This window comes from Nocardia sp. MDA0666, from assembly GCF_003023875.1.
GTDB lineage: Bacteria > Actinomycetota > Actinomycetes > Mycobacteriales > Mycobacteriaceae > Nocardia > Nocardia aobensis.
Genome location: NZ_PYHT01000040.1, coordinates 1 through 23,568, shown reverse-complemented (window position 1 = coordinate 23,568; position 23,568 = coordinate 1). Strand labels below are relative to the sequence as shown.

The 23,568-nt window shown below is 67.8% G+C and carries 24 protein-coding genes, 1 tRNA gene and 1 other RNA gene; 12 read left to right on the top strand and 14 right to left on the bottom strand.

Features of this window, described 5'->3' with window-relative positions:
* Nucleotides 1-108 precede the first annotated feature (108 nt).
* Nucleotides 109-729: a hypothetical protein gene (locus tag C8258_RS31315; protein WP_094024860.1), complete on the top strand. Its 621-nt coding sequence runs from the start codon at nucleotides 109-111 to the stop codon at nucleotides 727-729.
* Between the two features lie 154 nt (nucleotides 730-883).
* The gene (locus C8258_RS31310) at nucleotides 884-1,510 is read left to right on the top strand and encodes a hypothetical protein (RefSeq protein WP_146161379.1); all 627 of its coding nucleotides are present in this window, start codon (nucleotides 884-886) and stop codon (nucleotides 1,508-1,510) included.
* Here C8258_RS31310 and C8258_RS31305 read toward each other — a convergent pair.
* From C8258_RS31305 to C8258_RS31270, 8 genes are all read right to left on the bottom strand, one after another.
* Nucleotides 1,493-2,017 (bottom strand): flavin reductase family protein, encoded by a 525-nt coding sequence (locus C8258_RS31305; protein ID WP_062994651.1) that lies wholly within the window; start codon nucleotides 2,015-2,017, stop codon nucleotides 1,493-1,495. The two genes, C8258_RS31310 and C8258_RS31305, sit on opposite strands and share 18 nt — an antisense overlap.
* Nucleotides 2,018-2,053: 36 nt before the next feature.
* Entirely contained in the window at nucleotides 2,054-3,295 is a 1,242-nt protein-coding gene (locus C8258_RS31300; protein WP_106958204.1) for an SfnB family sulfur acquisition oxidoreductase, read from the bottom strand.
* Nucleotides 3,292-4,410, bottom strand: coding sequence for a dimethylsulfone monooxygenase SfnG (gene sfnG / locus C8258_RS31295; RefSeq protein WP_036497235.1), 1,119 nt, complete (start codon nucleotides 4,408-4,410; stop codon nucleotides 3,292-3,294). The genes C8258_RS31300 and sfnG overlap by 4 nt, the downstream gene beginning before the upstream one ends.
* Before the next feature lie 199 nt (nucleotides 4,411-4,609).
* Nucleotides 4,610-5,989: a styrene monooxygenase/indole monooxygenase family protein gene (locus C8258_RS31290; RefSeq protein ID WP_106958216.1), complete on the bottom strand. Its 1,380-nt coding sequence runs from the start codon at nucleotides 5,987-5,989 to the stop codon at nucleotides 4,610-4,612.
* Nucleotides 5,990-6,067: 78 nt separating this feature from the next.
* Nucleotides 6,068-7,498, bottom strand: coding sequence for an LLM class flavin-dependent oxidoreductase (locus tag C8258_RS31285; protein ID WP_106958215.1), 1,431 nt, complete (start codon nucleotides 7,496-7,498; stop codon nucleotides 6,068-6,070).
* Nucleotides 7,495-8,715: an acyl-CoA dehydrogenase family protein gene (locus tag C8258_RS31280; protein ID WP_106958203.1), complete on the bottom strand. Its 1,221-nt coding sequence runs from the start codon at nucleotides 8,713-8,715 to the stop codon at nucleotides 7,495-7,497. The genes C8258_RS31285 and C8258_RS31280 overlap by 4 nt, the downstream gene beginning before the upstream one ends.
* An 84-nt stretch (nucleotides 8,716-8,799) precedes the next feature.
* On the bottom strand, nucleotides 8,800-9,708 hold the full coding sequence (locus tag C8258_RS31275; RefSeq protein ID WP_106958202.1) for a serine hydrolase: 909 nt from the start codon (nucleotides 9,706-9,708) through the stop codon (nucleotides 8,800-8,802).
* A 1-nt stretch (nucleotide 9,709) separates the two neighbouring features.
* Entirely contained in the window at nucleotides 9,710-10,606 is an 897-nt protein-coding gene (locus tag C8258_RS31270) for a LysR family transcriptional regulator (protein ID WP_233225457.1), read from the bottom strand.
* A 124-nt stretch (nucleotides 10,607-10,730) separates the two neighbouring features.
* Between C8258_RS31270 and bla the strand changes: the two genes are divergently transcribed.
* The gene (gene bla, locus C8258_RS31265) at nucleotides 10,731-11,669 is read left to right on the top strand and encodes a class A beta-lactamase (protein WP_106958200.1); all 939 of its coding nucleotides are present in this window, start codon (nucleotides 10,731-10,733) and stop codon (nucleotides 11,667-11,669) included.
* Between the two features lie 98 nt (nucleotides 11,670-11,767).
* Here the strand turns inward: bla and C8258_RS31260 are convergent, their stop codons facing one another.
* Both C8258_RS31260 and C8258_RS31255 read right to left on the bottom strand, forming a co-directional pair.
* On the bottom strand, nucleotides 11,768-12,478 hold the full coding sequence (locus tag C8258_RS31260; RefSeq protein WP_106958214.1) for a hypothetical protein: 711 nt from the start codon (nucleotides 12,476-12,478) through the stop codon (nucleotides 11,768-11,770).
* A gap of 234 nt (nucleotides 12,479-12,712) precedes the next feature.
* Nucleotides 12,713-13,408, bottom strand: coding sequence for a hypothetical protein (locus C8258_RS31255; RefSeq protein WP_106958199.1), 696 nt, complete (start codon nucleotides 13,406-13,408; stop codon nucleotides 12,713-12,715).
* 174 nt (nucleotides 13,409-13,582) lie between these two features.
* Between C8258_RS31255 and C8258_RS31250 the strand changes: the two genes are divergently transcribed.
* Both C8258_RS31250 and C8258_RS31245 read left to right on the top strand, forming a co-directional pair.
* A complete protein-coding gene (locus tag C8258_RS31250) occupies nucleotides 13,583-14,734 on the top strand; it encodes an LLM class flavin-dependent oxidoreductase (RefSeq protein WP_063063568.1) in 1,152 nt (383 codons plus the stop codon).
* A 210-nt stretch (nucleotides 14,735-14,944) separates the two neighbouring features.
* On the top strand, nucleotides 14,945-15,700 hold the full coding sequence (locus C8258_RS31245) for an SDR family NAD(P)-dependent oxidoreductase (RefSeq protein WP_106958213.1): 756 nt from the start codon (nucleotides 14,945-14,947) through the stop codon (nucleotides 15,698-15,700).
* 15 nt (nucleotides 15,701-15,715) lie between these two features.
* Here the strand turns inward: C8258_RS31245 and C8258_RS31240 are convergent, their stop codons facing one another.
* Complete coding sequence (locus C8258_RS31240) at nucleotides 15,716-16,303, bottom strand: HhH-GPD-type base excision DNA repair protein (protein WP_062994662.1); 588 nt, start codon at nucleotides 16,301-16,303, stop codon at nucleotides 15,716-15,718.
* Nucleotides 16,304-16,443: 140 nt separating this feature from the next.
* On the opposite strand from C8258_RS31240, the gene C8258_RS31235 reads away from it, so the two are divergent.
* Nucleotides 16,444-17,283 carry a methyltransferase domain-containing protein gene (locus C8258_RS31235; protein ID WP_106958198.1) on the top strand — a complete coding sequence of 280 codons (840 nt, stop codon included), beginning with the start codon at nucleotides 16,444-16,446 and terminating at the stop codon, nucleotides 17,281-17,283.
* Nucleotides 17,284-17,334: 51 nt separating this feature from the next.
* On the opposite strand, the gene C8258_RS31230 is transcribed toward C8258_RS31235, so the two are convergent.
* Nucleotides 17,335-18,621, bottom strand: a complete 1,287-nt coding sequence (locus tag C8258_RS31230; RefSeq protein WP_106958197.1) for an aminotransferase class I/II-fold pyridoxal phosphate-dependent enzyme — start codon at nucleotides 18,619-18,621, stop codon at nucleotides 17,335-17,337.
* 125 nt (nucleotides 18,622-18,746) lie between these two features.
* An RNA gene (gene ffs / locus C8258_RS31225) (signal recognition particle sRNA small type) lies at nucleotides 18,747-18,841 on the bottom strand.
* A gap of 107 nt (nucleotides 18,842-18,948) precedes the next feature.
* Between ffs and C8258_RS31220 the strand changes: the two genes are divergently transcribed.
* Together C8258_RS31220 and C8258_RS31215 are read left to right on the top strand one after the other, a co-directional pair.
* Nucleotides 18,949-19,917 carry a hypothetical protein gene (locus C8258_RS31220; RefSeq protein ID WP_146161378.1) on the top strand — a complete coding sequence of 323 codons (969 nt, stop codon included), beginning with the start codon at nucleotides 18,949-18,951 and terminating at the stop codon, nucleotides 19,915-19,917.
* 44 nt (nucleotides 19,918-19,961) lie between these two features.
* Nucleotides 19,962-20,046 (top strand) — tRNA-Ser (locus tag C8258_RS31215).
* A 60-nt stretch (nucleotides 20,047-20,106) separates the two neighbouring features.
* Here C8258_RS31215 and C8258_RS31210 read toward each other — a convergent pair.
* Nucleotides 20,107-20,604, bottom strand: coding sequence for a nitroreductase family deazaflavin-dependent oxidoreductase (locus C8258_RS31210; protein WP_106958196.1), 498 nt, complete (start codon nucleotides 20,602-20,604; stop codon nucleotides 20,107-20,109).
* Nucleotides 20,605-20,735: 131 nt separating this feature from the next.
* Between C8258_RS31210 and C8258_RS31205 the strand changes: the two genes are divergently transcribed.
* The 4 genes from C8258_RS31205 to C8258_RS32750 all read left to right on the top strand — a co-directional run bounded on the left by C8258_RS31205 (nucleotide 20,736) and on the right by C8258_RS32750 (nucleotide 23,547).
* Complete coding sequence (locus tag C8258_RS31205; RefSeq protein WP_106958195.1) at nucleotides 20,736-21,347, top strand: TetR/AcrR family transcriptional regulator; 612 nt, start codon at nucleotides 20,736-20,738, stop codon at nucleotides 21,345-21,347.
* Nucleotides 21,348-21,424: 77 nt separating this feature from the next.
* Nucleotides 21,425-22,315: an RNA polymerase sigma-70 factor gene (locus C8258_RS31200; protein WP_106958194.1), complete on the top strand. Its 891-nt coding sequence runs from the start codon at nucleotides 21,425-21,427 to the stop codon at nucleotides 22,313-22,315.
* Entirely contained in the window at nucleotides 22,312-23,316 is a 1,005-nt protein-coding gene (locus C8258_RS31195; protein ID WP_199195914.1) for a methyltransferase, read from the top strand. Before C8258_RS31200 ends, C8258_RS31195 begins: the two co-directional genes overlap by 4 nt.
* Nucleotides 23,317-23,379: 63 nt before the next feature.
* Entirely contained in the window at nucleotides 23,380-23,547 is a 168-nt protein-coding gene (locus C8258_RS32750) for a hypothetical protein (RefSeq protein ID WP_158271335.1), read from the top strand.
* Nucleotides 23,548-23,568: the final 21 nt, after the last annotated feature.

Genomic DNA, 23,568 nt, shown 5'->3' with positions numbered 1-23,568 from the left:
TGTCTTTCGGGTTCCGGAATTACCAAGTCTGGCAATTAGCGTTCGACGCGTTATTGTCAGCTTCCGTCCGGACCGTTCGGCCGGAAGTCTCGTGAGAAGGAATCCTGAATGAAGTTCGGCACGTTCGCCGCAACCTCGATCCTGGCGGTGGCCACGGTCGGGATCACCGCGGGAACCGTGAACGCCAGTCCCCCGGCCGCACCACCGGCCGCCGCCAAAGAGATCACCACCTCCGGAACCGACCGCGGAGTCACCTATCACGCTGTGCTCAGCGACTTCTCGCGGGTTCTGACCACCGTCGTCGAGCACGGGCGGTTCGAGGTCGACAAGGACGCGACGGCTGTCGCCCTGAAGTCCGACAACGGCACCGACCTCGTCACGGTGCCGCTGACGTACCGGATGGCCGGCAGCACGGTCCATGTCGCGCAACACATCAGCGACGACGGGCACAAGGTCGTGCTCGAGCCCAAGGCCACCGCCACCGAAATCGGCGAGATGCAGCCGATCAATTCGATGGCGCGGCTCACCAACGAAATCAATCAGAACGTCGTCGGCCTGGTGGCCGGTGGCGTGCTCGGCGGCCTGATCGGCGCTGTACTCGGGATGGGCTTCTTCAGCATCATCACCGGGCCGATCGGCATGGTGGTCGGCGCCATCGCGGGTGGATACGCGATGGGCGGCCAGCCGTTCCTGGACGCCGTCAACGCGGTCGTCAGCGGCCAACCCTGATCCGGGCCGGTGTCGCGGGGCGGACCGCGCCGCGCCGCGACACCGGTTTCGGCGAATTCTCAGGCGTTTTTGCTTGCACCCCCGCCGAATTCGTGGCTCAATCCGAAGGATGGCCGGGGAACCGCATAGATGGGTCGCCACAGGCGAGACCGATATGGTCGAACTGCGCGATCCGGTGTCCGGGCGCGCGGTCGAGATCGCGCGGCCCTCGGACGAGGACCTGCCCGCTCCGCTACTGCGCGAGGTCGAGACTCTGGTCTTCGACTGGGCCAATCTGCTCACCCAGTACGAGGCGTGGTCGGATCTGCACACGCTGTACCGCAGCGAGCCGGATACCGTTCTGTGGGCCCTGAGCTGGCTGCTGGCGCTCTGGGCGGTGGTCGGTGAGACCCGGACCGGCAAACCGGCCGACGCGATCATCCGCGACCTGGACTACCGCGGGGGCTGGCGGGATCTGCGCAACACGGAGGACGAGCGGATCTGGACCGGATTGACGCAACGGGTACGCCTGGGCGGCATCGCCGCACTCACCGAGGATCCCCGTGCGGTGCGGGCCTATCACGACGCGTGCGTCGAACCGGCCGATATCGGCCCGATTCTGCTGCGGCACACCTTGATTCATCTGGACGCGCTGAGCCAGGACATGGACCGCGCGGGAATGCGAGCGCGCGGGCTCGCCTCCTCGGTGCTCGATCACACCGCTCCCGATCCCGGACCGCGGCGGCGGCTCTGTTTCCGGCCCTCGCGGCCGGGATCGGACGGGTTACGCGACCTCGGCTGAGGCCGGATCGGCGCCGGGATGCAGGCGACGGAACCGGCTGCCGTGGAAGACCAGCGGTTCGTGCTGGGAGCGCGTCGCCAGGCGAGTGATCCGCACCAGGACGACCTGATGGTCGCCCGCCGATACCTGGGTATGCACGGTGCCCTCCAACCAGGCCGCCGCGCCGCCGACGAAGATGGAACCGCCCTCTCCCCGATGCAGGTCGACATCGCCGAAGCGGTCGCCGTGGCGGCTGCTCATCCGCTGCGCCGCCTCGTCCTGGTGGGCGCTGAGCAGGCTCAGACCCAAGCGCTGAGCGCCGACCAGCTTGGGCCAGGTGGTGGAGCTGTTCTGCACGCAGAAGGACACCAGCGGCGGATCCAGGGATACGGGCACGAAAGTGCTCACCACCAGACCGGCGGGCACGTCGTCGAATTCCGCGCAGACCGCGACCACACCGCTCGGGAAATGCGCGAAGGCGCGACGCAAACCCGTGCTGTCGGAGGGTATTTCGATCAGATCAGACATGGTTACCCACTTCTCGGCTCACTCGCGGTCGTCGAATCAGACGACGCCGTGCAACGGGGGTGGGGTGCCGTTGAGCACCGCGCGCCCGATGTGCTGGTACTTCCACCGCACCGGATCGTGCAGCGTATGCGTGCGGGCATTGCGCCAGAACCGGTCCAGATCGAGATCGGCTGCGGCACTGCGGGTTCCGCTCACCTCGAACAGGGCGGCGGACACCTCGTTGGCGGCCCGGTCCGAGGTGATCTTGGCGGTGGCGACCGCGATCGATGCCTCCGCCGCGAGCGCGGCCGCGGTCTCGGTGTCGAGACCACCGTTGTTCGTCTGTGCGACAACGCGATCCACCGTCCGGCCCGCCACTTCGAAGGTGGCCTCGGCGGCGGCCACGGTCACCGCCAGCTCACCGATGCGCTGGATCACCAGCGGATCCTCGCTCGCCCGATCGACCCCGGCCTCGAACCACGGACGGCTCTCGGTGCGCACGAACTCCGTGGCCGCGTCCAGCGCACCGCGGGCGATGCCCACATCGATCGCGACGTGCAGCAACTGCGCGAAGGCGCCGTAACCGGTGGGGGCGCGCACCGCCGCCGCCCGCGGAATCAGCTGGTCAGCGGACACTCGCACGGCATCGAATGTCACGGTCCCGCTGCCCGTCGTGCGCTGGCCGATACCGTTCCAGTCGTCGACGATCGTCACGCCGGCGGTGTCGGCGGGCAGGAAGGCGATGTACTCGCCGGAATCGAGACCACTGCGCCCGTCGGGATCGTCCAGACGGGTCAGCACCGCCAGCAAATCCGCGAAAAGTGAACCCGTACAATAGAATTTGGTGCCGTCGATACGGAATTCGCCGTCGGCGGGACGCACGGTGGTGCCGATTTCGGCGATGGTCGCGCTGGTGCGCTCCGACTGCGCGTTCGCGATCCGCGCACCGGCGAGCACCCGCCCGAAATAGCGTTCCCGCTGCGCGCGAGTTCCCGCCAGCCGCAACAGATTCAGATAGACGAAATGGCTGTGCGGAATCTGCGCGATATTCGGATCCGCCGCCGCCAGCAGCCGGAACACCTCCGCCACCTGTGCGGGCGCCAGATCCGCGCCACCGAATTCGGCCGGCACGGTGACGGCCAGCAGCCCACTGGCCGACAGCTGATCCAGTTCCCGGTGCGGCAATTCGCGGGCGCTGTCGCGCCGGGCCGCATCGACCGCGAACTGCGCGGCCAGGCGTGCGGCCGCCTCGTGAGCCTGAGCGGCGGAGGTGATCCGCGCGGCGGCGACGGCAGTCATCGACTCGCCGCCAATTCGGGTTCGCGCTGGGCCTCCAACTCCCGGACCAGCGGCAGCACCTTGGCGCCGAAGTATTCGATTTCCTCCTGGAAGTGCAGGAAGCCGCCGAGGATCAGGTCGACGCCGAGGTCGCGGTAGGCGACGATCCGCTCGGCGATCTGCTCGGGAGTGCCGATCAGCTGCGTACGGAAGCCGTCGTTGTACTGGACCAGGTCCTCGTAGGTGGAATCGGCCCACATGCCCTTGCCGTCCCGCGTGGAAGCGCCCGCCTGCTGCACCGCGTCGCGGAAACCCTCCACGGCGGGCCGGTTGGCCTTCTCGATGATCTCGCGCAGGGTGTCGCGGGCCTCGGCCTCGGTGTCGCGGGCGATGATGAATCCGTTCAGGCCGAACTTGACCTCACGGTTGTGCTCGCGCGCGACCGCGCGCACGTCCTCGATCTGTTCGGTGACGCCGTCGAAATCCTTGCCGTTGGAGAAGTACCAGTCGGCGTGGCGGCCACCGTTGCGCCGCGCCGCCGTCGAGTTCCCGCCCTGGAACAGTTCGGGATTCGGCCGCTCCGGAGTGTTGAGCGGCTTGGGCTTCAGCGTCAGGTCGCGAATCCGGTAGAAGTCCCCGGCGTAGTTCACCTCGTCCTCGGTCCACAGTTTGCGGACGACCTCGAGGAATTCGGCGCTGCGCCGGTACCGCTCATCGTGCTCGAGCCACGGCTCCCCGAGCGCGGTGAACTCCCCGCCGAACCAACCGGATACGACATTGATCGCGAAGCGCCCGCCGGACAGATGGTCGGCGGTGACCCCGAATTTCGCCAGCACCGCCGGATGCCACAGGCCCGGGTGCACGGCCGCGATCACCTTCAGCCGCTCGGTGGCGCCCAGGAGGGCGAGACTGAACGACGTCGACTCGTGCTGATATTCCGCGCCGTAGGAGGCGGTGTAGCGCACCTGGGAGAGGGCGTAGTCGAAGCCGTTGTTCTCGGCCGTGCGCGCCAGCTTCTTGTTGTATTCGAAATCCCAGCTGGTGCGCTGATCGATCGTGCTGGTCACCAGCCCGCCGCTGACATTGGGCACCCAGTAGGCGAACTGAGTCTGCTCGGCGATCTTCTCGGTGGTCATCGACACTCCTGTGATTGGGACATCCGCACCCGGTCGCGCCGACGGCCGGGCTGTTCGTTACGCACTCCGTGGTCGGTGCGCCGAGTGCGGCAACCGTGCACCCGGCGCACTTCCACTTCAACACCGCTGACCGGCGGGGACGAGGGTTTGAATCCTCAGGATCGGATCAGCGGCACTCATCCGAGCCGGTGGAACGCCGTTATGCCGACGCGACCGCCGAGCCGTACCCCGAACGTTCGAATCGGCCCGCGGGCTGGAAGCGGGCCACCAACTCGTCGGCGCCCTCACCCGTGATCTGCTCGAGCAGCGCGTCGGCCTCGGCCAGGGAGTTGATCTGCAGCAGCGGCTGCGGCTTGTGCAGCGTGCTCACCAGCACCGAGGCGACGCGCGGATCGACGGCCGCGGCGGCGAAGAACCGGTTGCCGATCTCGGCCAGTTCCGGATCGCCGAGGAACAGGCGGGTCACCTTGGCCGCGGCGTCGGAGCGGGCGAGCAGGAACGCGTTGTACTGCTCCTCGATCCACTCGGCGTCGAAGGGCCCCTCGTGCCCGGAGGCGGCCGCGACGAGCCGCTGCGCCTGGATGAGGCCGCTCTGCGCGCCCTGGCCGGCGATCGGGTCGTAGGCGACCGCGGTGTCCCCGAGCGCCGCCACGACATGCCCGCCCGCCGTGCGCCCGACGCCGTGCCGGACCACCGGACGCACCGCGCCCTTCAGCCAGGAGTGCGGGTCCTCGGCAATCACCTTGGTGGCCAGCACTTCCGGCAGATCCCAGTCGATGTAGTCCCGATACAGCTCGGTGACGATACGGTGCGCCGACTCGGCGGAATCGGCGGCGGCGAACCGGCTCTCCCATTCGCTGCCCGGGCGCGCCCAGCCGAGGAAGGCCCAGCTCGGCCCGGCGTCCTTGTGCAGATACGGACCCCACCACGCCTCACCCTGCTCGGCGAAGATGGAGAATCCGCTGTGCTGCCCGCCGGAGGTGCTGCGGTGCGCGAAAACTTCTGGCTCATACCCCAATCCGGTCACCGTCACGGTGAGCAGGCTGCGCTGTGGCGCGTCGTAGACGGTGCGCTCGGTGTCGATCGGGAACAGCTCCGCCAAACCGGCCTTACCGGTCGCGACGAGCACCAGATCGTGCGCGGCGGCGATGGTGTCCAGGCTCTCCGGGGTCACCTTCTCGACCACGAAGCGGCCACCGGCCTCGACGAATGCGGTCAGTCGCTCGTCGACCTTGAGGCGGGTGTCGACCGCGACGCCGACGAAACCGTCGAAATCGCCGTCGAATCCGATCAATTCGGGCCGTTCCGGCCCCTGACCCGCGATCCGCACACTCAGTCCGGTGTGCTGCGGGGCCCGATTCACATAGGTGTCGAGTCCGAGGGCGGTTTCGGCGGCCTGGGCCTCACCGAAGATGAGCGCGGTTCCGGTGGCGGGGATGTCGTCACGCAGACCGCGTTGATCGCGATCGCTGTAGACCGTGACGTCGAACCCGGCCTGCTGCAGTCCGAGAGCGGCGGTGACACCGGCGATGCCGGCGCCGGCGATGGCGGCGGTGCGTTTCGAATTCTGGTTCGTCATACCGAAATAGTGCGCTTGCCAGCGGCTTTCGTTGACAGTTGCGATCACCGGGAATCGATGTCGCGCACCGCCGATCCGTCAGGTCGCGGTGACGCCCGCCTGCGGGCGCACCTGCTCGTCCGGCAGCGCCGTCGAACCCGGTCCACCGAGCCGGTAGCGCGCGCCGCGATGGTCGTCCGGCAGCCGGTCGCCCGCGCCGAACAGCGCGTTGCGCAGGGTGCCCGGGACGTACTCACTCGGATAGGCGCCGCGCTCGGTCAGCACCGGAATCACGTGCTGCACAATATCTTCGAAGGTGCCGGGAGTGATCGCGTAGGCCAGGTTGTAACCGTCGATATCGGTCTCGTCGACCCATTCCTGGAGCCGATCCGCCACCGACGTCCCCGATCCGACGAATACGGGGCCCATCCCGCCGATGCCGGCCCAGGCCGCGATATCCCGCACGGTCCATTCCCGGCCGTCGTCGTCGAATTCCTGGAACGCGGCGACGGCGGACAGGATCGCATTGCTGTTCACCTCGCCGATCGGGTCGTCGAGGTCGTAGCGCGACAGATCGATACCCATCCAGCCTGACATGAACACCAGACCGCCCTCGACGCTGGCATACGAGCGGTATTCGTCGTACTTGCGTTGTGCCGCTTCGTCGGTGGCGTCGGTGATGATGGTGGCGAGCGCGTAGATCCGGGCCGCGTAGCGGTCGCGGCCGGCCGCTTCGAGTGCGTCGCGAATGCGGGTGACCGTCTGTCCCAGAACGCGTTTCGAGGGGGCGGCGACGAAGATCGCCTCCGCGTTCTCGGCGGCGAAGGCCACGCCGCGCGGTGAGGCGCCGGCCTGGTAGATCACCGGGGTGCGCTGCGGCGAGGGCTCCGACAGGTGAATACCCGGTACCGTGAAGTGCTTTCCGGCGTGGCCGATGTGATGCACCTTCGCCGGATCGACGTAGATGCCCTGCGCTCGGTCGCGCACGACCGCGTCGTCCTCCCAGGAACCTTCCCAGAGCTTGTACAACACCTCGAGGTATTCGTCGGCGTGGTTGTAGCGCTCGTCGTGGTCGAGATGTTCGGACTCACCCATATTGGCGGCGGCCGAGGGCAGATATCCGGTCACCACATTCCAGCCCAAGCGGCCGTTGGTCAGATGATCCAGCGTCGAGAGCCGCCGGGCGAACGGGAAGGGATGCTCGAACCCGGTACCGGTGGTGATGCCGAAGCCCAGATGATCGGTCACCGCCGCCATCGCCGAGACCAGCAGCAGCGGATCGGCCACCGGCACCTGCGCGCCCTGACGCAGCGCGGCGATGTCGTTGCCGCCGTACACGTCGTAGATGCCCAGCACATCGGCGATGAAGATCCCGTCGAAACGGCCGCGTTCCAGCAGCTTCGCCAATTCGGTCCAGTAGCTCAGCTCCTTGTAGCGATGCGACTGGTCCTCGGGGTGGCGCCACAGTCCCGGGGACTGGTGCGCCACGCAGTTCATATCGAAGGCGTTGAAGCGGATCCGCCGGGTCATGACCGCACCTGTGCCTCGCGGCTGCCCGCGCTCCACGCGTAGGGGAGTTCGGTTCCGTTGAGCAGGTGATCGCCGATCGCCCGCGCCTTCTGCACGGCGGGATTGTGCACCGAGATGGTGCGCGCATTGCGCCAATGCCGGTCCAGTCGCAGATCTTCGGAGGTGATCGAGGCACCGCCGACCTCGAACAGCTGGGTGGTGGCGGTCAGCACGGTGTCGATCACACCGAGTTGCGCCTGGGCCGAGGCCAATTCGACCGCGTCCAGCGCCGCGTCGTCCCGGGCGCCCGCCGCCAGCACCTCGTCCAGCAGCTCGGCCACGGCCAGCACGCTCGCGCGCGCCCCGAAGGCGGCCGCCGACAGTTTCCCGATCACCTGCTGGACCAGCGGATCGTGGCGCGGCAGATCGGCCGCCGAATGGGTGTAGCTGCGCGTGCGGTCGGCGACCCACGCCCGCACATCGGATTCGGCCCGCTGGGCGATGCCGGCCAGCACCGCCAACTGCACCAGCTGCAGGTACGAGGTGGCGTAGGTGCGGCCGGGCGCGCCGTACCCCGGGCCGAGCACCCGCTCGTCCGAGATCCGCACATCGTTGAATTCCGTTGTGCCACTGGCGGTCAGCCGCTGGCCGAAGCCGTCCCAGTCGTCGCTCTGCCGCACCCCGTCGGCGTTCGCGTCGACCAGCACCGATACCCGCTCCCCGTCGCGATCGGCCGCGGCGAGGATGTAGTCCGCGTACAGCGAGCCGGTGCTGTAGTACTTGGTGCCGTTGAGCAGCCAGTCGTCGCCGGAGCCGCGGGTCAGCCGGGTGCGGTAGCGGTCGACCGCGCCGATGCCCGGTTCGGTGATGGCATTGCCCACCAGGGCACCGGATCCGGCCGCGCGCAGCCAGTGCTCACGCGCGGGACCGGGCTCGGCCAGCAGCTGATCCTCGACGAAGGAGAAATGCACCCGAAGTGCTTGCGGCAGATTGGATTCCGCGGCGGCGAGGTCGATCAGCAGCCGGAACAGCTGGCGCACGCTGACGCCGAAGCCACCGTATTCGGCCGGCACCCGCAGCGCGCCGAATCCGGCCTGACGCAGCCAGTCGACCTCCTCGTAGGCCAGGCGACGATCGATCTCGCGCGCCACCGCCCCGGCGGCGATGCGGTCGAAAACGGGGCCGAAGATGTCGTCGAGGTCGCGATCGGAGATCTGCTGCGGTGCTGTGGAGGCCATACCCGACGATGACCCGGCAGCGCGTTTCGCTCACCCGTTACACGCAGCGGGAACATAACTATCCGTCACACGCTGCGGTCACCCTCAGGAGGGCCGCATCCGCAGTTCGTCGTGCAGGATCCGCGCCGCGGTCGCCATCGCGGCCTCCGCGCCGGGTTGCACCACGGCGGGCACCCGCGATCGGGTCAGCACGGCTACGGCCAGGGTCTGCCCGTCGGCGTGTTCGGCTACGCCCGCCTCGTGCCGCAGATTCAGCAGGGTGCCCGTCTTCGATGACCACCGGGTGGCGTCGGAGCTGAAATCGGGGGCGAGTCGTTGACGTAACAGGTTGCCCGACAGGAACTCTCGCACTCTCGCGGCGGCATCGGAGTGGGCCCGCACCGGCCGCCACAATTCTGCGAGCAGATCGACGAACGCACGCGCGGTGCCGGTGTTGGCATGGCTGATGTCGAGTTGCGTGACCGGATGCCCGCGTCCGGCCGTCGCGGCCTCGATGGCCAGGGCGTGGGCGAGGTGACCGTCCGCGGGGGCGAACTGCTCGGCCGGGGTCCGCACCAGATCGTCGGCCAGATGCCGGACCGCGATGCCCTCGTGGCCCAGGCGGCGCAATTCGGCGGTCACCGCGTCGGGCGGAGTCAGCTCGAACAGGGCGTCGGTGGCGCCACCGTCGCTGATCGCGATGCTCAGATACATCAGATCCTCGACCGCGACCGTCGCCGGATGGCGAAATCTGCTCAACCCGGTCGGGCCGGCCACCGTACTCCGGCCGGGCAGTACCCGGATCGGGGTCGCCGGGTCGATCTCGCCGCGCAGCACCCGTTCCATCGTCGCCAGTACGAGCGGCACCTTCACCAGCGAGGCGATCGGCAATTCGAGTTCGGCGTCGAGGCCCAGCTCGTCACCGGTGTCGAGATCGCGCACCAGGATGGAGCCGTCGAGTCCGGCGTCGCGCAGTTCCGTTCGCGCGCGTCGCAGTGCGGTCGAGACGCCCATGTCAGCTCCCGTCGGTGCGTGCGTCGACATTGCCCGGCACACCGAGACAGTGGCCGATCGGTTCGGCGCCCAGCGCGCGGATCCGGTCCGCGTCCTCGCGTGTTCCCGCCGCGATGTCGTAGCCCCTGGCCAGCTCCAACTCCCCGATCGGCCGCCAGTGCAGGCCCAGTTCGGTGGCCTGGGCGGGCGAACACAACAGCAGATCGGCGCCGTCGAGGACCTCGGCGACCGCGGTGACCAGTGACCGCGCGACCACCACCTGGGCCGGGCGCAGGCCGAGCGAATCGCGCAGCCGGACGATCCGATCGCGGATGTGCGGCACATCGTCCTCGGGCTGTATCCACACGCTGCGCCGACGCTGCTGTTCCGAAAGCCGCAGTACCCGAAGGGTTTCCAGGTAGATCGGCGTGCTGTGCGGGCCCGTGGCGTCGGCCAGGCCCAACGGCACGCGCCAGATGCCGCGATCGGCGGGGACGGCCAGAATCGCGGCACGCACCTCGTGCGTGCGGGTGAGTTCCGCGCGCCGGCCGGGCTCGGCGGGCTCCGGTTCCAGCCGAAGCCGCGCGCGGCGGCATTCGGCGACCAGCCCGGCCAGCGGCACCGGTCCGCAGATGGCGGGCAGCGCCAATCGGAACGGGCGCTGACGGGCCCGCTCGGCATGCTCCTCCAGGGACTCGGCCGCCTCGACCAGCCGTCGCGCCGACGGCAACATATCGCGGCCGAACGAGGTCAATGAGGCGGTGCGCGAGGTCCGTTCGAGCAATCGCGCGCCGAAGTGCCGTTCCAGCGCCGCGATCCGGCGACTGGCCACCGACTGCGGGATCTGCGCGGCGGCGGCCCCCGCGGTGAAACTCCCGAGACCGCTCACCGCGACGAAGGCCTTACAGGCGGCGACCATATCCACGATCGCGCAGTCTATGCCGAATCGGCATGGATACCGTCACAGGCGTCTTGGACAGCATGCGCGAGGGCTGCCACTCTTGCTGCGAGCGCTCACCGCCAACGATCCACAAGGAACGCATATGACGCCCCCTCGCTTCACCCGCTCGGCCGTGCTGGTCGCGGCCGCTGCCACCCTCATACCGCTGAGCGCCTGCGGTGCCGATCGAAGCGCCGCGCCCGTATCGACCGCGGGGCCCACCTCGACGGTTCCGCTCGCCGCCGAGTCGCTGGCCGAATTCCGCGATCTGGAGGCTCGGCTGCACGGCAGGCTGGGCGTGTACGCGCTCGACACCGGAACCGGCCGAGCCGTCGAATATCGGCCGGACGAGCGGTTTCCGTATTGTTCGACATTCAAGGCGCTGGCCGCGGGCGCGCTGCTGAGCACCCTCCCGCCCGCCGAACTCGACCGTCGCGTCACCTACACCCGGGCCGACCTGGTGCCGAATTCACCGGTCACCGAACAGCATGTCGACCAGGGCATGACTGTGCGGGAGATCATGGACGCCGCGGTGCGGTTCAGCGACAACACCGCCGGCAATCTGATGTTCGCCGAACTCGGCGGTCCGCAGGGATTGCAGCAGCGGCTGCGTGCCGTCGGCGATACGACCACGCGGATGGACCGCACCGAGACCACGCTGAACGAGGCCCTGCCCGGCGACGAGCGCGACACCAGTACGCCGCGCGCGCTGGCCGCCGATCTGCGGCACTACGTGCTCGACCCGTCGGTCGCCGCCGACGATCGCGATGTGCTCACCGGTCTGCTGCGTGCCAACACCACCGGTGCCGCGCTGATCCGGGCCGGGGTGCCGGCGGGCTGGCAGGTCGGCGACAAGACCGGCGGCGGCGACTACGGAACGCGCAACGACATCGCCGTGGCGTGGCCGCCGGGACGCGCGCCGATCGTGCTGACGATCCTGTCCACTCGCGATCGGCCGGACGCCGAATACGACAACGCGGCGATCGCCCGTGCCGCCACGATCGCGATCGCCACCCTGGACGGCACTGCGATTCCGCGCTGAGCGTGCCGAATCACCGTGCGCTGACAGGTTTTCCGCAAAACCGTGCACCTCGGGTCGGTGCCGATCGACCCGAGGTGCACGGCGGGATCCGCTCTCCCCTACTTGGCCGGAGCCGGAGGGTTGAACGGCGCATTGACGGTGGTGAAGTACTGGGCGACCGCCAGAACCGCCACCGGTGCGGTGACCAGCAGCTGGCCCGCCAGCGTGCCCAGCGCACCGACGGCGATGATGCCGCCGATGCAACCGACCACGGCGGCCGGCAGGAAGCCGCCGAACAGGCCGACGATGGCGGCCGCGGCCACGGTCGCACCCGCGATGCCGCCGAGCAAGCAGCCCACCGCTCCGCCGGTGAGACCACCGACCAGCGTGCCGATGGTCGCGCCCGCGGTGATGGTGCTGGTCAGGCGGGTCCAGGCCGCCACTTCCCGGTCATAGGGCGTCTTCCACGGCGCCTGGTCCTCGAATGGGAGCGCGACCGGCTTGTAGACCGCGTGCTGCAGATCGAACTGCGGGGTCAGGGTGGCGGTGCGACCGGCGATATCGGCGGCGATCGGGAATTCGAAATCATCGACCCGGAACTTCAATTCGGTTCCGGCCAGGGTCGTCCCATTGGCGGCCTTGATCTTGAAAACACCATTTTCCACGTCCAGCGAACCGGCGTCGGTGGATATGATCGTCGACTTCTCGTTCGTCGATGCCTGGTAGTTGACGGCACCCCCGTCGGGTGCGGCGGGCGCGGCGTTCACGGTGCCGGTGGTCACGCCGACGGCGGCGGCCACCGTGGCCGCGACCACGGCAAAGTTCCTCATCTTCACTGCATTTTCCTCATCACTCATTGCATTCCGCCGGAGCGGCTTTATCCAGTTTGTGGTGAATGCCAAAAAGCAACGAGGTTAATAACCAGGTCGATTCGAATAGCCCGGTACGGGAAAATAAATCGAATCTCACAAATTAAAAAGGACCTTCGCACTCGAAAGTGCGAAGGTCCTTTTAATTCGACCGCTGAAATAATTACCGGCTCAGGGGTGGGGCCGGTAACCGCTTCATTTGGCCGGGGCCTTGAAAGGCTCGTTGATGGTGGAGAAGTACTGGATCACGGCGCCGATCGCGACCGGAGCGGTCACGAAGATCTGGCCGGCGAGCACACCCAGGAAGCCGACAGCGGCGGCACCGGCGACACAGCCGCCCAGCGGGCCCGCGCCGAACAGGGCGAGCAGCGCACCGGTCGCAACGAGACCGATAGCGGCACCGGCGATGCAGCCGATGACCGCGCCACCGATACCGCCGGCCGCGGTGCCGATGGCAGCGCCGGTGGCGATGGTGTCCTTGAGACGAGTGAAGGCGGCGACCTCACGCTCGTAGGGGGTCTTCCACGGGGCGCTGTCCTCGAACGGGAGCGCGACCGGCTTGTAGACCGCATGCTGCAGATCGAACTGCGGTGTCAGCGTCGCCGTGCGACCGGAGATGTCGGCCGCGATCGGGAACTCGAAATCGTCGACCCGGAACGTCAACGGGGTTCCGGCCACGGTGATTCCGTTGGCGGCCTTGATCTTGAATACGCCGTCCTCGACATCCATCGACCCAGCGTCGGTCGAAACGATCGCCGCGTTCTCGGTGGACCTCGCCTGATAGTTCACCACGCCGTCGTCGGCGGCCGGAGCGGCCTGAACCGTCCCCGCCAGCGCACCCAACGTTGTCGCGACCAGCGCCGTGAGCACGGCAAATTTCCTCATCTTCACTGCTTGATTCCTCGACTTTCCGACTGCCGGCACGCGGCAGCACAGGTTGCCGTGTCCGGCACAGACACACGGCATCGGTGGAGTTTGCGGGCGTTCGATGCGGATGGGCCATATTAAGAACCAGCCCGATTACAACCGGTGACTCACTTCCGGTCGTCGGCCATCATGTCCGAAATGAGCCTTTCGTTCCACTGGTTTCTTCCCACCTATGGCGATTCCCGCAATCTGGTCGCGGGCGGACACGGCACCTCGATGTCGGGCGACCGTCCGGCCTCGCTGCGCTATCTGAACCAGATCGCGGGTGCGGCGGAGGAGAACGGCTTCGAGGCGGTGCTGACACCGACGGGTGCATGGTGTGAAGACGCCTGGCTGACGACGGCCATGCTGGTGGAGACCACCGAAACCCTGAAATTCCTGGTCGCGTTCCGGCCCGGCGTGGTGAGTCCCACCCTCGCCGCGCAGATGGCCGGAACCTTCCAGCGGCATTCACGTGGACGGCTGTTGCTGAACGTGGTGACCGGAGGCGAACCGCACGAACAGCAGGCCTACGGCGACTTCCTGGACAAGGAACAGCGCTACGAGCGCACCGGTGAATTCCTGCACATCGTGCGCGAGCTGTGGGAATCCGACGCTCCGGTGACGTTCGAAGGCAAGCACCTTCAGGTGCGCAACGCGCAACTGAACAACCGGCCGGATCCGATTCCCCCGGTGTTCTTCGGCGGTTCCTCGGCCGCTGCCGGACCGGTGGCCGCCCGCTACACCGATACTTATCTCACCTGGGGTGAGCCGCTGTTCGCGGTGAGCAAGAAGCTGGAGTGGATCCGCCGGCTCGCGGTGGACGAGGGCCGGATTCTCGATTACGGCCTGCGCATCCACGTGATCTCCCGCGACACCTCGGAGCAGGCCTGGGCCGAGGCCGATCGCCTGCTGGAAGCGGTGAACCCGGCGGATATCGAACGGGTGCAGGCGAATCTTGCCCAGAGTGAATCCGAGGGCCAGCGGCGGATGCTGGAACTGCACGGCGGCAACACCGATCGGCTCGAGATCGCACCCAACCTGTGGGCCGGTGTCGGACTGGTGCGCGGCGGCGCGGGAACGGCGCTGGTCGGCTCGCACGAAGAGGTGGCCGAGCGGCTGATCGAATACTCCCGCCTCGGCATCACGCAGTTCATCCTCTCCGGTTACCCGCATGTGGAGGAGGCGTATTGGTTCGGCGAAGGCGTCCTTCCGATCCTGCAGCGCCGCGGACTGTGGCAGCCGCCCGCCCACCGCGAAAACCGCGTCACCACAACGCCGTTCGCCACCGCCGCCGCGAGCAGCAGCTAGTCACCCGCACGCCCGGTGTCCGCGCGATCACGGTGCGGACGCCGGATTCCTACGGTGGTTACGGCGTGCGGACTGCCACGCCCTCGGCCGACCTCCTCTCGGCATGCTCACCGGGCGATTCATACAGTCGCTAACTCGTAGCTACACTCGTTGACGAGCGATCAGAACCCCGTACTTGAGCTAACCGACGTCTCGGAGAGGGTGTCGATCATGGCCGTATACGACGTAAGCAACCGTGCGGCAATAGTCAGCGGCGGTGGTTCCGGGATCGGGCGTGCGGTCGCGCACGAACTCGCGCGCAGCGGCGCCGCGGTCCTGGTGTTCGATCTCGACGAGGACAACGCGAATACGGTGGTCGAGGAGATTCGCGGTGCGGGCGGGCAGGCGGCCGGCTTCGCCGGCGATGCCTCCGATCCGGAGACCGTCCGGCGCAGCGTCGCGGCCGCCGCCGAACTGGGACCGCTGCGGATCGCGGTCAACAACGCCGGCATCAGCGGGGAGAGCGCGCTGATCGGTGACTATTCGCTGGACGGCTGGCGCAAGGTCCTGTCGGTGAACCTCGACGGCGTGTTCTACGCACTGCGCGAACAACTTCCGGCCGTCGCGGCCGCCGGCGGGGGCGCCATCGTGAATATGGCGTCGATTCTCGGCAGCGTCGGATTCGCGAGTTCGTCGGCGTACGTCACGGCCAAACACGGGCTGCTCGGCCTGACCCAGAACGCGGCCCTCGAATACGCCGCCCAAGGCGTGCGGGTCACCGCGGTCGGGCCCGGATTCATCCACACGCCGCTGCTCGGGGCGAACCTCGACGACGAAACCCAGGCGTTCCTCGCTCAGAAACACGCCCTGGGCAGGCTGGGCACCCCCGAGGAGGTCTCGGGGCTGGTCGCATTCCTGGCCAGCGATGCGGCCACGTTCATCACCGGCAGTTATCACCTGGTCGACGGCGGATACACCGCGCAGTAGCCGGATCGGCGGAAGCTATTTCGCCTTGGCTTCCTTCGCGGCGGCCTTCATCTGCTTCTTGAATGCCCGCACCTCGAGCAGCGACTCGTTGTCGACGATATCGGCGGCCGAGCGGCGCGAATTCGGCTCCGAGTAGGCACCGGCGGCCTTCTCCCACCCCGCCGGGCGCACACCGAGTTGTTTGCCCAGCAGCGCCAGGAAAATGCGGGCCTTCTGGTCGCCGTAGCCGGGCAGTTCCTTCAGCCGGCGCAGCACTTCCTTGCCGTCGGGATCGTCGCGAGTCCAGATCTCGGAGGTTGTGCCGTCGTAGTGTTCGACGACGTATCGGGCCAGTTCCTGGGTGCGCCGGGCCATCGACCGGCCGTAGCGGTGAATGGCGGGCGGGGTCGCGCCCAATTCCTCGAATTCCTCCGGATCGGCCTCCGCGATCCGGTGGATATCGAAACCGTTCATGCGGTCGGCGATCTTCTTCGGACCGCGGAAGGCGTGTTCGAGAGGAAACTGCTGATCCAGCAGCATCCCGGTCAAGAGGGCGAAGTCGTCCTCCGACAACAGCTTGTCCGACTCCGGTTCCTGCGCGAGGCACACTTTGCGGCTCACCATGTATCAATCATGGCAGACGGGCGAATATCCGCCTACCGACCGGCGTGACCGGACTCACATGTCTACCCACCCGTAGATTTTCTGCGCGCGTAGGGTGAATCTTCATGCCCGACACTCTGGCAACACCCACGGTGGAAGATATGGCGCCCACACACAGCTCCTCGGCAGACAATTCCTCATCCTCGGGACTGAGGCCGGACCGCTTCGATCGCGCGGGCCGCGACCAACTCATCGATGTGCACGATCTGCAGGCCGCACTTCCCGGAATTCGCGGACTACGCCGCTGGGCGCACGACGCCCTGGCCGTCGCTCCGGGCGAAAGTGCGGTCGACATCGGCTCCGGCACCGGCTCGGAGGTGCTGGTCTTCGCCGACGCCGTCGGCCCGACCGGTGACGCGGTCGGCGTCGAACCCGATCCGAATCTGCTGGCCGGGGCGGAACACCGCGCGGCCCAGCACAATTCGCCCGCCCGGTTCGTCCCGGGCGATGCCTACGGGCTGCCGTTCGGCGGTGACACCTTCGACGTCGCCCTGTGTGAGCGGGTGTTCCAGCATCTGACCGCGCCGGAGCGCGCCGCACGGGAGATCGCCCGGGTACTGAAACCGGGCGGACGCGTCGTCGTCATGGACAGCGACTGGGGCACCGCCATCGTGCATCCCGGCGACCGGCGGGTCGTGCACGAGGTGATCGAAACCCTCATCACCAACACCACCAACCCGTTCTCGGGACGGCGGCTGCCCGGCCTGCTCACCCGAGCAGGACTGGTCGTCGACGATATCGGCTCGCACGCGCTGGTACAGGACGCGAGCGCCGGCGCCGGTGCGCTGGTGGCCCGCATCGCCGGTATGGCGGAGGCGCGCGGGGTGATCACCGAGGCGCAGCGGCGGGAATTGCTGGCGGAATTGGAAGCCGGTGCGCGCACCGGTGACATTCACCTCTCGGTGACGATGTTCGCGGTGCTGGCGCACAAGCCGCAGTAGCCGATACGGGCCGGACAGCCGCACAACGCGGCTGTCCGGTCCGCGCCACCGCTACTTCTCCAGCAGCTTCTCGGTCGCGGCGAGCAGAACGCAGGTCGCCAGACCGTCCATCGCCTTCTCCAGATCGGCGAGCGACGGGAAACTGGGGGCGATGCGAATGTTCTTGTCCTCCGGGTCTTTTCCGTAGGGGAACGCCGAACCCGCAGGGGTCAGGGCGATTCCGGCCTCCTTGGCCAGCGCCACCACTCGCCCGGCCGTGCCCTCGACCACATCCAGGCTGATGAAGTAGCCGCCCTTGGGCTCGGTCCAGGAGGCGATCTTCGAGGCGCCCAGACGATCCTCCAGGATCCGCAGCACCAGTTTGAATTTCGGCTCGAGCAGCGCGCGGTGGGCCTGCATATGCCGGCGCACACCCTCGGCATCACCGAAGAAGCGCAGGTGACGCAGCTGGTTCACCTTGTCCGGGCCGATACTCTTCTTCGCGGCGTACTTCAGGTACCAGTTCAGGTTCTCGGTGGACGCGCCGAAGAAGCTGACGCCGGACCCGGCGAAGGTGATCTTCGAGGTGGAGGCGAAGACGAAGGGCCGGTTGGGGTTTCCGGCCGCGGCCGCCAGCCCGAGGACGTCGTACACCGGGGCGGCGGTATCGGTCAGCGGGTGCACCGCGTACGCGTTGTCCCAGAACAGGCGGAAGTCCGGCGCCGCGGTCGGCATCGAAACCAGTTCGCGCACAACCTCTTCGGAGAAGTTCACGCCGGTCGGGTTGGAATAGTTGGGAACCGCCCACAGACCCTTGATCTGCGGGTCGGACGCGACCAGTTCCGCGATCGCGTGCACATCCGGGCCGTCGTGGTTGATGGCGATCGGAATCATCTGCACGCCGAGCGTTTCGGTGATCCCGAAGTGGCGGTCGTAACCCGGGCTCGGGCACAGGAACTTGATCGGTTCGTCGGCCCAGCGGCTCGGCGAATCGGCCGTGCCGTGCAGCATCGCGAACACGATCACATCGTGCATCAGTTCCAGGCTGGCGTTGTTGCCGGCGAGCAGGTTCTCGACCGGAATGCCCAGCAGTTCACCGAAGATCGCGCGCAACTCCGGCAGTCCGTGCAGGCCGCCGTAGTTGCGGCAGTCGGTCCCGGTGCCGTCGCGGTAGTCGTCGGCGCCCGGCAGGGCGAGCAGGCCGGTGGAGAGATCGAGTTGCTCCGACGAGGGCTTACCCCTCGTCAGATCCAGCGTGAGCTTCTCGGTCTGGAGCTTCGCGTAGTTCGCGGTCTGCGTCTCGTGTTCCGATACGAGTTCCGCATGGCTCATCAAACCGATCTGCGTTTGCCGGGGCATCCTGAGCAGCCTTTCAAGCAGCGAGGTAACAGGTTGACGGATCGTGCGCTTCTGGCGCGGACCCAGCCGACCACGTTACCCGCCTGATGCGGCCCGTGGCAGTGAAGAAGATTTCCCCCGAGAAAGTAAGGGGACCCCGCGCACCCGGCAGAGCCCGTTGACCCTTGCTGCCTTCCGGCCCTGGGGGAGTTCACAGGATGCGCGCCGCGCGGGATCCGTCGGCCAGTGTAGTCACAACTGTCCACTCGAGTGGAATCCGGGCGGAGTCGATACGATCACCTGCGACATTTTTCGAGGGGGCTTCCGCGCCAGGACCGGAGGAAAGACGTGACAGGCAGTAATCCACCGCACGGTGGGCCCGAGTATCCGGGGCAGGGTCATCCGCCCAACGAAACCGTGCACTGGTGGTCGACGCCGGCGGCTCCGGAGCAGCCGCTCACCGGTACCGATCCGACCGTGATGGGCGGGCGGCCGGGACCCGTGACCGGTACGGATCCGACGGTTCTGGGGGCGGGTTTCGACGCCTACCACGGTGGCGCACCGCAGCAGCCCTACGGGCAGCAGCCGCCGTCCGTGCCGAATTATCCACAGCAGCAGTTCCCACCGCCCTATGCCCAACAGCCGGCCTATCCACAGCCGCCCAAGAAGAACAACACGCCGTGGATCGTCGGCGGCGTGGTCGGCCTGGTCGTGGTGATCGGCATCGTGATCGGCGTGATCGCGCTCACCGGCGGCAGTGGGAGCGGCGGCAAGGGCCCGCTCGGTGACAAGAAGGGTGTCGACGGCAACTACTCGATGGCCAATGTCACCGATGCCTGCTCACTGATCGATACGACGGTCCTGCGCAAGTGGGCGCCCACGCCCAAGGACGCTCCCGAGCACACCGAACGCGCCCCCGACTCCAGCTTCGGCGGCGGCAACCTGACCTGCCGCGCCCGCTACGACGGCGCCGGCAAGTACGGCACCGACGGCTCCGATATCGACCTCGAGGCCGACTTCCAGAGCAAATACAGCGATCCGCAGTTCAACAGCTGGAAGAACTACGACACCAAGACCACCGGCAGCGGCCGCACCTCAGGCGATATCGCGGGCATCGGCAGCCAGGCCTACTACGCGGCCTACCAGCAGAACTACTCGAGCTTCGTCACCCTCGACTACACCTGCGCGGCCCTGGACTCCAACGTCTCGGTCAAGGTGGAACTGCGGATTCAGGCCGAGGGCAGCATCAACTCCGACGACGTCGGCACCACCTGTAAGGACCAATTGAAGAAAGCCCTCGCCGGCCTGCACAAATAGCCCGGTTTGCGGTTGCAGGGGGTCCACCCGGTATATTGCTCTGCGGAGGATTCGCCTAGTGGCCTATGGCGCTCGCCTGGAACGCGGGTTGGGTTAACGCCCTCAGGGGTTCAAATCCCCTATCCTCCGCCGCGAAACGCCCGCTACCCGAGTGGTAGCGGGCGTTTCTTGTTGTCGGTGGTCCGGCAGTCAGCGGCCGGCCGGACGGGGATGCAGGACGACCACGGGAATTTCGCGTTCGGTCCACGCTTGGTAGGTGTCGAAGTCGGCATAGGCGTCGACGAGCAGCGGCCACAGGCGGGCCCGTTCCCTCGGGTCGGCGGTGACGGCGTGGACGGGACGGCGGTCCCGTCCGATCTGGATGTGGGTATCGGGCTCGGCGCGCAGATTGAGATACCACTGCGGATGCTTCGGAAGGCCGCCCTGCGAGGCGACGATGACGGTGTTCGCACCGTCGGTGATGTAGAGCAGCGGCGTCGTGTAGACCACGCCCGACTTTCGGCCGCGATGTTCGAGCAGCAGGGTCGGCACCGGCTTGCGGAAGCCGGCCCCGATACGCCACTTACCGCCGATGCGGCCGCCGGTGCGCCGGTAGGTCCACACCTGCGCACGGCCCACGATCTTGAAGATCTTGGGCAGCAGCGGGGAATCGAGTTGTTTCGGACGGGGTGGCGTCGTCGTCGGCATGGTCTTCCTTCTGTCCGGGGACTTCCGCTCGACCATACAGTCGGTTCCATATGTATGGTCAAGAGTCAGGGGCCGCTACCTCGGCAGAATCGGTACGGTCGACCACGATTCGAGGAAGGGACAGGCGATCGGTGCGCACACATGGCTGGGCGGGGGCGACGCCCGCGAACGACGACGAAGCCGTCGCGCGGATCCTCGCTGCCGCCCGCACCGCGATCGATCGATCCGGCAGCGAATTCAGCATCGCCGAGGTCGCGCGGGAACTCGGCGTCACCCGCCAGACCGTGTACCGCTACTTTCCCAGCGCCGAGAGCCTGCTGACCGCGACGGCCGTCGCGCAGACCGGGCATTTCCTCGATGTGCTGGCCGAGCATCTGAGCGACATCCGCGACCCCGCGACGGCGGTGGTCGAGGGTATCGCCTACACCCTCGAACGGCTGCCGCACGAGAAGTATCTCAACCTGCTGCTCACCCCGGGCCGCGCCGGGGCCTTCTCCGCGGGCGTAACCTCCGACACCGCACTGACATTCGGCCGATCGATCCTGCAGCGCTTCGCCGTCGACTGGACCGCGGCCGGATTGTCCGGCGCCGATCTGGACGAACTCGTCGAACATATGCTCCGCATCGTGCAGTCGTTCGTCGTGGACCCGGGTCGCCCGCCCCGGGGCGGCGCCGAACTACGTCGCTATCTCACGACATGGGTCGCCCCGGCCATGGACCGTCGCAGTGATGTAGATCACTGACGGGCGGTGTCACATCGCGCGACCGGCGAGCGTCTCGTGAGGTGCCGGAGTCGACAGACCAGGGACAGGAGCCACCCATGAGCGAGCGCATCGACGGAGCCACCGAGGCGTTCGTCACCCACCGCAACCTGCTGTTCACGGTCGCCTACGAAATGCTCGGTTCGGCGGCCGACGCCGAGGACGTCCTGCAGGAGACCTGGTTGCGATGGGTGGACGTGGACCTCGACGAGGTGCGTGACCAGCGTGCGTACCTGGTCCGGATCGTCACCCGCCAGGCCTTGACCCGGCTCCGCACACTCGGGCGCCGCAAGGAGTCCTACGTCGGCCCGTGGCTGCCGGAACCGCTGCTGACCGCACCCGATGTCGCCGAGGACGTCGAACTGGCCGACAGCGTGTCGATGGCGATGCTGCTGGTCCTGGAAACCCTCGCACCGACGGAACGCGCGGTGTTCGTGCTGCGCGAGGTGTTCGATCTGAGCTACGACGAGATCGCCGCGGCCGTCGACAAGACGCCCGCCGCCGTGCGCCAGATCGCCCACCGCGCACGGGCTCACGTCGCCGCGCGCCGCCCGCGCGGAGTGGTGTCCGCCGACGAATCCCGCCGGGCCGTCGAAGCCTTCCAGCAAGCCATCGAAACCGGCGACCTCCAGCATCTCGTCGACATGCTGGCTCCCGATGTGGTCCTGCTCGGCGACGGCGGCGGCGTGGTCCAGGCGGTCCTGCACCCGATCGCGGGCGCCGACCGGGTCGCGCGCGCCCTGCGTACCGGACTGCCGCGACTGCGCGCCGAGGCGACCGTCGAAGCGGTGCAGATCAACGGCTGGCCCGCGCTGATCGTGCGGATCGACGGACGGATCGACGACGTGGTGGCGATGCGCCTCGACGACGGTCGCATCACCGGCCTCTACGTGGTCCGCAATCCGGAGAAGCTCTCGCGCGTCGAACAGCAGATCACGGTCAGCCGGTGAGTTCGCCGGAGCGCCCCGCCTCGATCCTCGCCCTGGCCGATCTGGCCACACCGATGGCGGTCCGGGTGGCCGCCACCCTCCGGCTGGTGGACCACGCGGGCACCGCGGGTGCGACCGCCGAAGAACTGGCGGCTCGCACCGGAACGTGCGCTCCCGCTCTGCGGCGACTGCTCGACCATCTGGTGGCCGTCGGCGTCTTCGACCACGAGGCGGCGTCCGGCCGTTATCGCCCCACGAGCCTCGGCGACCAGATGCGCGCCGACTCCTCCGACGCGTTCGAACTGCTGCTGCTCGATATCGGCAGCGCGGGCGGACGCGCCGAGCTGGCCTTCGTGGATCTGCTGAGCACGATCACCACCGGGCGACCCGCGTATCCGCGCAGGTACGGGCGCGACTTCTGGGCCGATCTGCAGGCCGAGCCCGCGCTGCGCGCATCCTTCGACGCCCAGATGAATTGCCGCTTCCGGGTTTACGCGGATCAGATCGCGCATCGCTTCGACTGGAGTCGCTTTCCCGACATTCTCGACGTCGGCGGTGGCGACGGCACCTTGCTGACGGCGATCCTGCGCGCACATCCCGGTGTGCGCGGGCGAGTGCTGGATCTGGCGCCGACGGCGGCCGCGGCCACCGAGCGATTCGCGGTGGCCGGCCTCGACGATCGGGCGACCGCCGTGGCGGGCAGCTTCTTCGACCCGCTGCCGCCCGGGGCCGACGCCTATCTCCTGTCCGACATCCTGCACGATTGGGACGACGTGCTCGCGGCGGTCGTTCTCGGCGAATGTGCCCGTGCCGCAGGGGCTTACGGAGCGGTCGTGGTGATCGAACCGATCCGCGGCCGCGGGGCCGATACGGCGATCGACCTGTTCATGCTGATGTGCTTCGGCGGCCGGGAACGAACGGTGCCGGAGCTGGCCGAGCTGGGGGCGCGATGCGGCCTGGCCCTGCAGAGCTCGGCCCCGGTCGCGGACGGGCGGACCGCCCTGGAATTCCGGGCCCGATGACACCCGGAAACCACGAGCTATTTCACGAGCTATTTGTCGGCGCTCCGGTTTATGATCGAACACATGTTCGAGCATTGGCCGGAGAAGGGAGAGTTCGCGCTGCATCGGGTGGTGGTTCCGCCGATGCCGGTGCTGGTGGACGTGGCTGCCGCTATTCCCACCTATCCACGGATGGCCGCACCCGAGGCGGTGGCGGGGCCGGTGCGGCCATCCGTGGATAGGTGGGAATAGCGGCTGTCTCTTATACACATC